Raw genomic sequence first — 13,117 nt, forward strand, 5'->3', positions numbered from 1 at the left:
CTGACTGTCAAGAAAGCGGGGTAAGAATAGATTACAGAATTATTAAATTACTTAAAAAAATCTGAAAAAGCTTGCAATCCTGAATCCGATTGTATAGTATAAAACATGTTGGGAGTAGAAACGGGAGGGGATTTCTGAATGATTTTTTCCTGTTTGAGTGGAAGAAAATAGGGTTTTCCATTTCAATATCGACCCCGTCAGAGGAGAAAGGAAGTAGTAGATGTTTAAGGGCTCACATATTTCACTGGCCAAATATATTGTTAATAATATGGAGGTCAGCGATATAGAGGATCACAAGAAGGCCTTTTATTTTGGCAGCATTTTACCCGACTGCACTCCTTCTTTTTTAGTAAAGAAGCATCGGATGGATGAGACATTTGATGTTTTGCAGAAGAAGATTCATAAGGTGACAGACGGTTATAATGTGGACAAAGGAATTGGCACAGTCTACTGTAAGAATCTGGGAGTAATAACGCATTATCTGGCAGATTATTTTACCTATACTCACAATAATTTATTTCAGGGCGGTTTTAAAGAACACTTCAAATACGAGACCCGATTAAAAAAGACGTTCAAAGAATATGTTAAAAGTGATGAGGCAAGGCAGATTCGCTCAGAAGAGAGAAAGATCAATTCAATCGATGAACTGATTACGTTTATCAAGCGGGAACATCAGAATTATCTGGATGTGATTGAAAAGGTAAAGGATGACTGTCAGTTTATCGTGAGAGTAGTATACAGGGTGGTGGATGCCATCATGAAGTTCTTTCAGGGCCGTCAGGTCAGCGCTACCGGGCTGCTGGTAGCAGCGTATGAGGCATAAATAGTAAGTAAAAGTCAGAAACAGCTTCGGCAGAGTGCCGAAGCTGTTTTTTTTATAACATAGGAAAGTTCTCCAAACTTTGTTCTTAGTCATCCTCTTCTTTGCTGATATTCATAACCATACGCTTTCTGGCAAGTTCATCGCTTTCCAGATATTCATCGTAGGTCGTTATCTTATCAATCAGGCCGTTTGGCGTAATTTCCATAATACGGTTTGCTATTGTCTGAACGAACTGATGATCCTGGGAGGTGAAAAGCACAACACCGGGGAATTTGATCAGACCATTATTCAGAGCCGTAATCGCTTCCATATCCAAATGGTTGGTAGGTTCATCCAGCATCAGTACATTGGAACCCAGAAGCATCATTTTAGAGAGCATAACCCGGACTTTTTCACCACCGGATAAAATCCGGACCTTTTTCAGGCCCTCTTCGCCGGAGAAGAGCATACGTCCCATAAATTGTCTGACATAGGTGACATCCTTTTCTGTTGAAAACTGCATCAGCCAGTCCACAATGGTATCGTCACAGTCAAAATCTTTCGTATTGTCTTTCGGGAAATAAGACTGACTTGTGGTAACACCCCATTTATAATTACCTTCATCCGGCTCCATCTCGCCGGACAGAATCTGAAACAGGGTAGTGGCAGCCAGAGTGTTGGGACCGACAAAGGCAACTTTATCATCATGCCCGATGATAAAGGAAATATTGTCCAGTACCTTAACCCCATCAATCGTCTTGGAGAGGTTGGTGACAGTCAGCACTTCATTGCCGATGGAACGCTCCGGACGAAAGTCGATATAAGGATATTTACGGCTGGAGGGCTTTAATTCGTCCAGCTCGATTTTTTCCAGAGCACGCTTACGGGAAGTTGCCTGCTTTGACTTCGAAGCATTTGCGGAGAATCTTTGTATAAATTCCTGCAGCTCCTTAATTTTATCTTCTTTTTTCTTGTTTGCTTCCTTGATCTGCTTGATCATCAGCTGGCTTGACTCATACCAGAAATCATAGTTGCCTGCATAGAGCTGAATCTTCGCATAATCAATATCTGCAATATGAGTACAGACCTTATTCAGGAAATAACGGTCATGGGATACCACGATAACAGTATTGTTAAAGTTAATTAAGAATTCTTCCAGCCAGCCGATTGCCTCCATATCCAGATGGTTGGTCGGCTCATCCAGAAGCAGAATATCAGGATTGCCAAACAGCGCCTGGGCAAGCAGGACTTTCACTTTTTCACTGCCGCCTAAATCCTTCATCATTTTAGAGTGAAGATCTGTCTCAATTCCCAGACCATTCAGCAACGTTGCAGCATCTGATTCCGCCTCCCAGCCGTTCATGGCGGCAAAATCGGCTTCCAGTTCGCTGGCGCGGATTCCGTCCTCATCGGTGAAATCTTCTTTCATATAAATAGCATCTTTTTCCTTCATAATATCATAAAGCTTCTGATTGCCCATGATGACAGTGTCCAGAACCGGATATTGATCATATTTAAAATGGTCCTGCTGCAGGAAAGAAAGACGCTCCCCGGGTGTGATGGCTATTTCACCCTTTGTGGGTTCCAACTGACCATTCAGAATTTTTAAAAAGGTTGATTTCCCGGCGCCGTTCGCACCAATCAGACCATAACAATTTCCCTCGGTAAATTTAATATTAACATCTTCAAATAACGCGCGTTTTCCGATACGCAGAGTGACATTACATGCCTGAATCATAAAATCCTCCTAAAATCGTTCAAATCCTAACATTTGATATTTGGTGATGCCGGGCGGACTGCAGGCATCAAGAAAAAGTATTTTACCAAACCCGAATGTACAACTCATCCAGGAGTATAAAACACCACACTTTTTCTATTGTACCGTATTTACCGTAATTTGCAAGGGTTTTTCAATCCTCAGCAGACAGAAACGAGGTAAATATGGTATAATGTTCGAAAGCCAAGCCATGCAAGACCAGGAGCCGGAAGAATCCTATGCTTGCATAAGGGATTCTTCCGGCTCCTGGTCTTATAGGGCGCAGCCCGAACCGAGCATCCGAAGGATAGCGAGGTGCATGGCTTGAGAGGAAATGAAAAGGTGCGCAGCCCGAAACCGAGTATCCGAAGGATAGCGAGGTTGCATGGCTTGCATAGACGGAGCTTTAGTAAAATTAGCATGACGTGAAAATCGGAAAGAGAAAGGAATTGTGTTGTATGAATAGAAGAAAAGGGACAGGCTCGCCGCTGGGCGTGCTTTGTATGGAACATGAAATACAGTTTTCTGTTTTCCTTCCGAAGGCAGAGCAGTGCGATTTGATTTTGTACCGTACCGGCACCGACGAACTGCTCCAGCGTGTGACGCTGACAGAACACTATAAAAGCAATGGGATTTTTTCTGTCATATTTACCGACTGGGAGGAACAGTCCTTTGATTATGAGTATCAAACCGGAGGTTCCGCCTTTACAGACCCCTATGCGGTTGGAATTGCCGGACGGAGGCAGTGGGGAGAAGATGAACCATGCCGCTGTCATTTTGAGCGCCTTATGCCGGTTACGTCACCGGTTAAAATTGTTCTTCATGATATGATCCTGTACCGCATTCATGTGCGGGGATTTACAAAACATCAGACCTCCGGTGTGAAGGCAAAGGGAACATTTGCCGGGGTAGAAGAGAAGATTCCCTATCTGAAAGAACTTGGCATTAATGCGGTGGAACTGATGCCCTGTTATGACTTTCATGAATTTGACCAGCCTTTGTTTCCAGCTTCCGTCGAGGGGAATGTTAACAGAGACAGGAAAAACCTGCCTGAGGTATATAAAAAGATCAATTACTGGGGCTATACGCAGAAGGCTTCCTATTTTGCTCCTAAAAACAGTTTCTCCTGGTCGGAAAACGCCATCACGGAATTCAAAGAGCTTGTGGAACGGCTTCATGAGCAGAATATTGCGGTGATTATGGAATTTTATTTTTCACCCGGGACGCCGGGAGGAAGGATACTGGATTGCCTGCGGCACTGGAGGCTGTATTATGGGGTGGATGGTTTCCGTGTGAATTCCAATGTGGTTCCTCTCCAGGTCATTGCGACAGATCCGCTGCTGTCTCAGGTGATCCTGTTTACAGACGGCTGGAGCGAGGAGACCATACAGGATACGGCAGGCATGGCTGACGGCAAGCATCTGGCCGAATACAACGACGCCTATCTGGAGCAGATCAGATCATTTCTGCGGGGGGATGAGGAGAGGACCGGGAATCTGGCAAAGTGGTTCTGCCACAATCCGGAGAAGATCGGTGCGGTGCACTATCTGGCCAATACCAACGGTTTTACTCTGGCTGATGCCTTTACGTACGATATAAAACACAATGAGGAAAACGGCGAGAATAATAAAGACGGGAGAGAGCGGAATTACAGCTGGAACTGCGGTGTGGAGGGGCCAAGCCGTCAGAAAAAGGTGCTGCAGCTTCGCCGGCAGATGATAAAGAATGCCTGGGTGGTTCTGCTGTGCAGTCAGGGAATTCCCCTGATCCAGGCAGGAGACGAGATGGGACATTCTGCCGGGGGGAACAATAATCCCTACTGTCAGGATAATTCTGTCAACTGGCTGAACTGGAACGATGTAAAACGGAATGACGAACTCTTTTCCTTTGTAAAACAATTGATTTTTATTCGAAAAAAGAATATGATTCTTCATATGGAAAAACCACTGGATGGCCGGGATACGAAAAGAGTTGGCAGTCCTGACGTGTCATTTCACGGCATCATGCCCTGGTATCCGGATTACGGCCCTTATTCCCGGCAGTTAGGCATTTTGCTGTGCGGAGCCTATTCAGGGGGCGACTCCCTGTATTTCGCCTTTAATATGCACTGGGAGGCTCATACGTTTTATTTCCCCAATCTTTCCGGTCAGTCCGGAAATGATAGGAAGCAGTGGGAAATATTGCTGCAGACCGCAGCGGAGAATATCGTAATGGACGGGGAATCCTTTACCGTACCGCCCAGGTCTATTGTGGTTTTTGTAAAAAGGAGAGGAGAAAAGACTAGATGACTTCATTTGCATTAAAGCTCATAGCGATTGTGAGCATGCTGCTTGACCATATCGGTGCAATCTTATTTCCTGATGTGATTGCGCTGCGCTACATAGGAAGGCTTGCTTTCCCCATTTTCTGTTTCCTGTTGGTGGAGGGTTATTACCATACGTCCAATGTTAAGAAATATTTATTGAGGCTGGGTATCTTTGCCGCGATCTCTGAAGTGCCTTTTGATCTGGCATTCCGGGGCCGCCTGTTTGATCTGGGTTATCAGAACGTGTTCTTTACGTTATTCCTGGGGCTGACCGTTATCTGGCTTATGGATGAGGCGGTAAAAAAACTTGGTGCGGACAGCTTAAAAAGCAAACTGTTCCGTGTCGGATTTATTCTTGTCGGCTGTCTGCTGGCTGAACTGCTGCACACGGATTACAGCGCTACCGGCGTGCTTGTGATTGTATTTTTCTATATGCTCCGGGATAACAAAACGCTGCTTACTATTTTGATTGCTTTGTTCCTGGGATCGGATGTGTTCTATGGAGGAATCGAGTATGTTGCGGTGCTGTCCATGATACCGATTTTGAAGTACAACGGAAAGAAAGGGCCCGGAATGAAATATTTCTTCTATGTATTTTATCCGGCTCACCTGCTGATCCTGGTAGCGATACGGACATTTCTTATGTAAACAAACGCCGGTCCGTTTTGCGGACCGGCGTTTGTATTCAAGTACGCCTCGGCGTACTTGCTGCGAGCCGCACGTCATGCTTTGCATGACATAATACATCTGTGCGGCTCTGCAATCCGCCGGAGGCTTTATCTTGGAAGGAGACTGAGCTCCCACCAAGACGAATTTGTTATTTACTCACCACCTATTGAGGTGGGAGTCTTATCTATTTCCATGATGAAAGGCCCTGCCCATGATGCTCATGGGCGGGGCCTTTTTGTGCACGGTATGCAGCCAGTCAGCTGCCGCGCAGTATTTTCTTCATTTCTTTCCCCTTTGCCAGTTCGTCGATCAACTTATCCAGATAACGGATTTCCCGCATGACAGGATCTGTTATATCCTCGACACGGACACCGCATATGACACCTGTGATCAAATTCCTGGATGGGTTTGGGGACGGCGCCTGGGAAAAGAACGTTTCAAAATCCGTTCCAATTTCCAGTTGATGCTCCAGTTCTTCCCGACTGTATCCGGTCAGCCAGCCTATGATTTCATCCACTTCTTCTTTGCTCCGGTTTTTCTTTTGCGCTTTGGCGATATAGTAAGGATATACGCTTGAAAAACTGGCGGAAAAAATACGATGTTTCTCCATAGCGCTATTCCGCAAAGAGAGGAATCATTTCTTTGGTATTTACATCCACAAGTCCGATATCCGACATCTTGGCATTTGGAATAACCGGAAGTGCCAGCGTAACGATACGAAGAAGCGGATTCGGCATCTGAACAAGACCCAGCCTGCGGTTGGCCTCCTTCATCTGCGCGGCATCTTTTGCCAGCTCGGCAGCGGGCTTGGAAGAGATCAGGCCGCCTACATTTAAACGGAGCGTGTGAAGCACTTTGCCGTCCTCGACCGCACACATCCCGCCTCCGGCCTGAATCAGCTCAGAAACAGCCAGATAGGCGTTCTCTGGGGTATCATAGACACAGGTCAGGTTGTGGGAGTCATGGGACACAGTGGAGGCCAGGGCGCCGTGGTCCGTCCCAAAATGACGGACGACATGGAGAGCCATCCGTTTGTGGCCGTAGCGGTTAATTACGGCTACATATTTTAAATCAGGATCGTGGCTTATATCCAGATAACCGTCTTTAACCGGCAGTTCTTCGCAGACTGCGTCGGTTGAACTCAGCGTATAATCGGCAAATACCATAACATTGGTTTTTACCCGGCCATCGCTGACAGGTGCTTTGATGCGGAATGACTCCGGAGAAAGGTCCACGGCAACATGCATGGAATTCTTCTCCTCAATTGGGAATACCCTGGGCTCGATCGGAGAGAGCAGCACACCGTTCTCTGCTACAAGCTTGCCTTCAAAGAAAACAGCGGACGGTTTCATCTCTGTGATGGAGGGAAGGATAACCAGATCGGCCGCATAGCCGGGAGCAACAGCACCCAGATGTTCCAGCTTGATTTCTCTGGCGGTATTGATTGTGGCGCTCTTGATTGCCAGGATCGGGTCCATGCCATGCTCCATGGCGATCTTTAGTACATCATTGATATGGCCTTTTTCCAGGATTTCATGGGATTCCCTGTCATCTGTGCAGATACAGAGAGTATCAAAAAACTTAAAGTTCTTAACTCCATTCCAGATCTCGGTTACATTTTTGGAGATACTGCTTTCCCTCATGTCCACGAACATGCCCTGGCGCATCTTCTCCACAGCCTCATCGCCCCGCCTGGACTCATGACAGGTATTAGGGCCGCCGCACAGATACGCGCTGAGCATACGTCCGGAAAGGAAGGGGGCATGTCCCTGAATATAGAGACCGTTGTCCTCGGCAACTTTCAGAATCTCCATCATACGGTCCTCACCATAAATAACAGCAAGGAAATCCATAACCTCTGCCAGACCGATGACACGGTCCAGTTTCACCAGTTCCCGTATCTGCTCTGCGAGGAAATCAGCACCGGCCACTTCGATTGTGGGCACGGCAGGTACGCAGGAAGGAATATCGATCAGCTGACGCATCGGAACATCGGACGCACTGTCATGCATGTATTTGACACCGTCGATTCCCCATACATTGCCGATCTCGTGAGGATCTGTAATAACGGTAGTCGTCCCCCACGGAACTACAGCTTCTGCAAAGTGGCGGGGAGTCAGCATGGAGCTTTCGATATGAACGTGTGCGTCAATAAGACCGGGGATAATAAACTGTCCGTTGGCGTCATAGACTTTTTCTGCGTTTAAATCATCCAGGTTACCGTACTCAACATGTGAGATAAACCCATCGTATAGAAATACATTTCCGGGCAGAATTTCGCCGGTAAAAACATTAACTACCCTGGCGTTTTTAATGACCAGGTCACTGGGGATAGTGCCCAGGGCAGCCTGCAGCAATTTCTTTTGATTCCTTGGTTTTAATTTCATATGGATTCCTTTCTTATTAGCTTGGGGTGTCAAAACGGTACTTTGCACCGGCTTAGAAAATATTTTCTCAGTATGTTTCTATTTTATTCTTGGGGAGGAGGAATTTCAAGGTCTGTTCCCGCAAAAGAGGGCATAACCTTGCAGAAAAGATTCCCCCGGAGAGTTTGATCCTATCGGACCATAAAAATTTAAGCTGAGAAGTAAACTCCTCAGCTTAAAATTCTAAAAGATCATTCTGATTACATGTAGATGAAATACAGAATCAGCGGAATTGCAAGAATATACATACCTGGATGAATTTCTTTGAATTTACCGGTACATAATTTAATAAAGATGTAACTCAGAATACCGGCAGCGATTCCGACTGCAATCGAAGCGGAGAACGCACCGAATACAATCATTACAAACGGTCCGAACGCCTCGGTAAAATCAGAGAAGTCAATATCTTTAATACCCTGGATCATTAAGAAACCTACGAAGATAAGAGCAGGTCCTGTAGCCGCATTCGGCACCATGAGAGCCAGAGGTGAGAGGAATACGAAGATCAGGAAAAGAACGCCGGTAACAACAGCGGTCCATCCGGTACGTCCGCCTGCTTCCACACCTGCGGTGGATTCAACAAAAGTAGTAATTGTTGTACATCCGAAACATGCACCAACCGTAGTACCAACAGCATCTACCAGGAACGGTTTTTCAATACCGGGCAGGTTACCATCTTCATCCAGCATATGAGCTCTTCCGGCAACACCAAGAACTGTGCCCAGTGTGGAGAAGAAATCACCGAAGAAGGCAATAAACATAAGTACAATACCTTCTGCCGTCCAGATGGATGTCAGATCAAATTTAAAGATAATATCGCTTACCGTTGAGAACTGCGGAACTTTTGCAATTGCATCCGGCATTGCGGTAATACCCATCGGGATACCAACAATAGTGATAATAACAATACCAATCAAAATCGCGCCATTTACTTTAAATGCTGTCAGGACAGCGATGATACCCAGACCTGCAATCGCGAGCAGAACAGCCTTGTCCGTAAAATCACCAACATTTAAACCTGCGGAGAAATCACAGATACCACTGTTTGAAAAGCCCAGGTACGCAATAAAGAAACCGATTGCCGTACCGATCGAAACCTTGATGTTCTTCGGAATCATCCGCACAATCAAATCCCGGATACCGAATACTGAAAGTACGATAAAGATAATACCGGTAATTAAAATCATACCCATTGCCTGAGCATAGGAGAGAGTACCATTCTGAATCATTGCACCCAGAATAAAGTTTGTTCCCATACCTGTGGACAGAGCAAATGGGAAGTTAGAATAGAATGCCATCAACAAAGTGATAAGACCGGAAACCAGTGAAGTCAGAATCATGATTGCTTCTTTTGTAACCATGACACCGTTCATGTCAACGACACCGGCCTCGGCACCGAACCCACAGATAGCACCAGGCTGTGTTACAAGAACATAAGCCATGGTCATAAACGTGGTTAATCCGGCAATTGTTTCTACTTTGAAGTTTGTGTTACGCTCTTCAAATTTGAAAAACTTAGCGATTTTTTCCATCGTTTCCTCCTTGTGAACATCGTGTTCCGGCATTAAAAACCTCTCGAACTATGTAATAATTTACATCAAATGGCTTTCAAAATGGGAACATCGTGTGTTCGTGTAAAGTTTTTTTCCAATTTTGAGTATACCGATAGCAACTTTTTATGTCAATTAATAAACCCAAGAGTGCTTATATCTTTTTCTAATAAATTTAAACTCTTTTGCTTATAAGTTATTCCAATCAGCTGTAAAATCAGCCTGTATAAAGGAAGAAAAGGAACTTCCTGAGAAAAGATCCCAGGAAGTTCCTTTATCCGTCTATGCATGGCTTCCAGTTATTTCAGATTGTGATTTTCTACGATTTTATCGTAAAGATCAATGTTGCAGTGCTCATGCTCAAAATGACCGCAGTTCGTGCAGGAGATAGACTCTCCATTTTCTAAACGATTGTGATAACATTCACAGCCATCTTTCGGTTCGTACTCATTGCACCGTTTGGCAACCTCTTTGTAGGTTTCAGACATTGTACTCATGTGATTTCTCCTTTCTGAAATAAAACAAATACCGGCGGTATTGCAGACCAGCTTTTTGCAGATAAGCATAGTTACTCCACTTACGCTTTGTAGCTATGAAATTAGTATGTTGAAAATGGTCATTTTTATTCAAAGTGACAGGACAGCGCGGGCGAGTCTTTTTTGTTCCGGCTGGAAATTTGGATAAAGATTGATTATAATAATAAAGATACGAAATGCAATGTTTCCCAATCTTGCCTAAAATAACATGATGAAGAGGTAAATGATGGTCCTTCTGACAATTTTGGATGTAAAACAATTTATGAAAGAACTTCTTTTGGAAGATACTTTTGATTCCTTTCTATATATAGAAGGAAAAGTGACGACCTACGCAGATTTTCTCATAGACGGTACGAGAAAAAAAGATTGGTATACCAGGGATGAGCTGGAGGAACTGGAGGACAGGAACAATCTGCTGTGGAAGGAGATACGGCCGGTTTTGTTCCAGATGATTAAGGGGAATAAAACGCCGCTGTTTTTCCGGATTGTGCTGAGTCCGCCGGTATCTCTTACAGGCGGGGATTTTGCAATGAACCCGGATGACCGGTATTTCTTTAATATAAAATATGAAAACAGGAAGTTGACTATAACTACGGGTATTTCCCAGAAAGTATTCAGTATGGATAGAAGCTCTGAGAGAGAATGGGACGAGGCGGCATCTGTGTTTTTAAAGAAGAAGGGGTTTGCATTTGAGTCATAGAAATGGTAAAATGGCGTAAGATAAGATCTATTTTGTGATTAAAGAGATGTATTATGTCATGCAAAGCATGACGTGCGGCTCGCAGCAAGTACGCCGAGGCGTACTTGAAATCAGATGGAAGTTCAGACAGGAAAGGTATGGTATAGCAGGCAATGGGCAATTTAAAACGAGTGATGTTAAAACTCAGCGGGGAAGCGCTGGCTGGGGATAGAAAGACCGGATTTGACGAGGAGACCTGTATCAGTGTGGCAAAGCAGGTCAGGACAATCGTGGATTCCGGCGTCGAGGTGGGGATCGTGATCGGCGGAGGAAATTTCTGGAGGGGCCGTACCAGTGAGACCATTGACCGGACGAAGGCAGACCAGATCGGCATGCTGGCCACGGTGATGAACTGTATCTATGTATCTGAAATATTCCGCTTTGTGGGAATGAAAACAGAGGTTCTGACCCCATTTCTATGCGGAAATATGACGGGCCTGTTCTCCAAGGACCTGGCAAATGAATGTTTTGCAGCGGGAAAGGTAGTCTTTTTTGCGGGAGGCACCGGGCACCCTTACTTTTCAACGGATACGGGCGTTGTTCTCCGTTCTATCGAGATGGAGGCGGACGCTATTCTTCTGGCAAAAGCAATTGACGGGGTTTATGACAGTGATCCTAAGGTGAATCCCAATGCCAGAAGGTATGATGAGATAACCATAGAAGAGGTGGTGGATCAGAAACTGGCTGTCATTGACCTGACTGCTTCCATGATGTGCATGGAACACAGAGTCCCTCTGCTTGTTTTTTCACTGCAGGAGGAGAACAGCATAGTCAATACAGTAAACGGGACATTTTCCGGTACAAGAGTTACCGTATAATTAAGAGGAGGAATAAAGAATGGATATAACAAGAATTGAACCTTATGAGGAGAAAATGAAAAAATCACTGCGTGCGCTGGAGAGTGAATATATGAATATTCGTGCGGGCAGAGCAAATCCCCATCTGCTGGACAGAATCAAAGTGGACTATTACGGAACCCCCAGTCCGCTGCAGAGCGTGGCAAATGTTTCTGTGCCGGAAGCCAGAATGATTACCATTGCACCCTGGGAAGCCAGCCTGATTAAAGTAATCGAAAAGGCAATTCTTGCCTCTGACCTGGGCCTTACCCCCAGCAACGACGGAAAGGTAATCCGCCTTGTATTTCCTGAGCTTACGGAAGAGCGCAGAAAAGAACTGGTCAAAGACGTTAAGAAAAAGGGCGAGGGAGCCAAGGTGGCAGTCCGCAATATCCGCCGGGATGCCATGGATCAGTTCAAGAAGCTGGGAAAAGCATCTGAGATTTCTGAAGATGAGCAGGCTGAATTGGAAGAAAAGATGCAGAAGGTTACTGATAAATATGTAGCCGAGGTGGAGAAAGCAATCGAAGAGAAATCAAAAGAAATTCTTACTGTATAGACAGCGCCAGCGCGCTTCGCGAGCCGGCTGTTGGATGAAAATGTTGCAGCCGGTGCAGATCTGCCGGCTGTCCGGAGATAACAGGGGCGTATTTGAATGAGAATGCTGCGGTATCGGGAAGCAGCTGTCGCAGGTACGTCCTGTTTCTTCGCTTTGAGAGGAATTCTGCCCGGCTCTGAGCAGCAAGAGTTTGGGATAAATATAGAAGAACAGATAGGAGCAGCAGATATGAAGGATACGAACGTGCCGGAGCATGTGGCGATTATTCTGGACGGCAATGGAAGATGGGCTAAAAAACGTCTTATGCCGCGCAGGTACGGCCATGCCCAGGGCAGCAAGGTTGTGGAAAGAATATGCGAGGATGCCTACAAAATGGGTATTGAGTATCTGACGGTGTATGCTTTTTCCACGGAGAACTGGAAGCGTCCTCAGGATGAGGTAGAGACGCTGATGAGTCTGCTCCGTTCTTATTTAAAAGATTGTATTAAGATCAGTACGAAGAATAACATGCGTGTGAGGATTATAGGGAATGTGTCAGGGCTTGCGGACGATATCCGGGAGGCAATCAGACACCTGGAAGAAACCTCCGCGAAGAATACCGGCTTGAAATTTCAGGTTGCATTAAATTACGGGGGCCGGGACGAGATAGTCAGAGGCGTGAAAGCGCTGGCGAAGGATCTGGAAGCCGGAAATCTCAGAAGTGAGGATATCACGGAGAAATCTCTGGAATCTTATCTGGACACTAAGGATATACCCGATCCGGATCTGCTGATCCGGACCAGCGGAGAGCAGAGGCTCTCCAACTTCATGCTGTGGCAGATTGCCTATTCGGAATTATATTATACCGATGTGCTGTGGCCTGATTTTACGAAAGATGATTTACAGAAAGCCATAGATTATTATAACAGCAGAGACAGACGATATGGCGGAGTTTAGGAG

General features: G+C 45.5%; 12 protein-coding genes. 7 read left to right on the forward strand and 5 right to left on the reverse strand.

The genetic code is table 11. The features are described from left to right. Positions 1 to 220: 220 nt before the first annotated feature. The gene (locus ABCW47_RS06190; RefSeq protein ID WP_343208983.1) at positions 221 to 823 is read left to right on the forward strand and encodes a zinc dependent phospholipase C family protein; all 603 of its coding nucleotides are present in this window, start codon (positions 221 to 223) and stop codon (positions 821 to 823) included. Between the two features lie 85 nt (positions 824 to 908). Here the strand turns inward: ABCW47_RS06190 and ABCW47_RS06195 are convergent, their stop codons facing one another. Beyond that, a complete protein-coding gene (locus tag ABCW47_RS06195) occupies positions 909 to 2,540 on the reverse strand; it encodes an ABC-F family ATP-binding cassette domain-containing protein (RefSeq protein WP_343208984.1) in 1,632 nt (543 codons plus the stop codon). Positions 2,541 to 3,016: 476 nt separating this feature from the next. On the opposite strand from ABCW47_RS06195, the gene ABCW47_RS06200 reads away from it, so the two are divergent. Together ABCW47_RS06200 and ABCW47_RS06205 are read left to right on the forward strand one after the other, a co-directional pair. Next, complete coding sequence (locus ABCW47_RS06200) at positions 3,017 to 4,846, forward strand: alpha-amylase family glycosyl hydrolase (protein WP_343208985.1); 1,830 nt, start codon at positions 3,017 to 3,019, stop codon at positions 4,844 to 4,846. Further along, positions 4,843 to 5,511: a TraX family protein gene (locus ABCW47_RS06205; RefSeq protein WP_343208987.1), complete on the forward strand. Its 669-nt coding sequence runs from the start codon at positions 4,843 to 4,845 to the stop codon at positions 5,509 to 5,511. The genes ABCW47_RS06200 and ABCW47_RS06205 overlap by 4 nt, the downstream gene beginning before the upstream one ends. Before the next feature lie 277 nt (positions 5,512 to 5,788). Here ABCW47_RS06205 and ABCW47_RS06210 read toward each other — a convergent pair whose 3' ends face one another. The 4 genes from ABCW47_RS06210 to ABCW47_RS06225 form a co-directional block, all read right to left on the reverse strand. After that, complete coding sequence (locus ABCW47_RS06210) at positions 5,789 to 6,142, reverse strand: DUF2200 domain-containing protein (protein WP_343208988.1); 354 nt, start codon at positions 6,140 to 6,142, stop codon at positions 5,789 to 5,791. A 4-nt stretch (positions 6,143 to 6,146) separates the two neighbouring features. Then, entirely contained in the window at positions 6,147 to 7,919 is a 1,773-nt protein-coding gene (gene ade / locus ABCW47_RS06215) for an adenine deaminase (RefSeq protein WP_343208989.1), read from the reverse strand. Between the two features lie 239 nt (positions 7,920 to 8,158). Continuing rightward, positions 8,159 to 9,490 carry an NCS2 family permease gene (locus ABCW47_RS06220; RefSeq protein ID WP_343208990.1) on the reverse strand — a complete coding sequence of 444 codons (1,332 nt, stop codon included), beginning with the start codon at positions 9,488 to 9,490 and terminating at the stop codon, positions 8,159 to 8,161. A gap of 317 nt (positions 9,491 to 9,807) precedes the next feature. After that, a complete protein-coding gene (locus ABCW47_RS06225; protein WP_343208991.1) occupies positions 9,808 to 10,005 on the reverse strand; it encodes a hypothetical protein in 198 nt (65 codons plus the stop codon). Positions 10,006 to 10,306: 301 nt separating this feature from the next. On the opposite strand from ABCW47_RS06225, the gene ABCW47_RS06230 reads away from it, so the two are divergent. From ABCW47_RS06230 to uppS, 4 genes are all read left to right on the forward strand, one after another. Beyond that, a complete protein-coding gene (locus ABCW47_RS06230) occupies positions 10,307 to 10,744 on the forward strand; it encodes a DUF5721 family protein (protein ID WP_343208992.1) in 438 nt (145 codons plus the stop codon). 152 nt (positions 10,745 to 10,896) lie between these two features. Beyond that, positions 10,897 to 11,601: a UMP kinase gene (gene pyrH / locus ABCW47_RS06235; RefSeq protein ID WP_343208993.1), complete on the forward strand. Its 705-nt coding sequence runs from the start codon at positions 10,897 to 10,899 to the stop codon at positions 11,599 to 11,601. 19 nt (positions 11,602 to 11,620) lie between these two features. Next, positions 11,621 to 12,178, forward strand: a complete 558-nt coding sequence (frr, locus tag ABCW47_RS06240; protein ID WP_343208994.1) for a ribosome recycling factor — start codon at positions 11,621 to 11,623, stop codon at positions 12,176 to 12,178. Between the two features lie 228 nt (positions 12,179 to 12,406). Then, positions 12,407 to 13,114, forward strand: coding sequence for an undecaprenyl pyrophosphate synthase (gene uppS, locus ABCW47_RS06245; RefSeq protein WP_343209605.1), 708 nt, complete (start codon positions 12,407 to 12,409; stop codon positions 13,112 to 13,114). Positions 13,115 to 13,117: the final 3 nt, after the last annotated feature.

Source organism: Anaerolentibacter hominis, assembly GCF_032380675.1.
GTDB lineage: Bacteria > Bacillota > Clostridia > Lachnospirales > Lachnospiraceae > Anaerolentibacter > Anaerolentibacter hominis.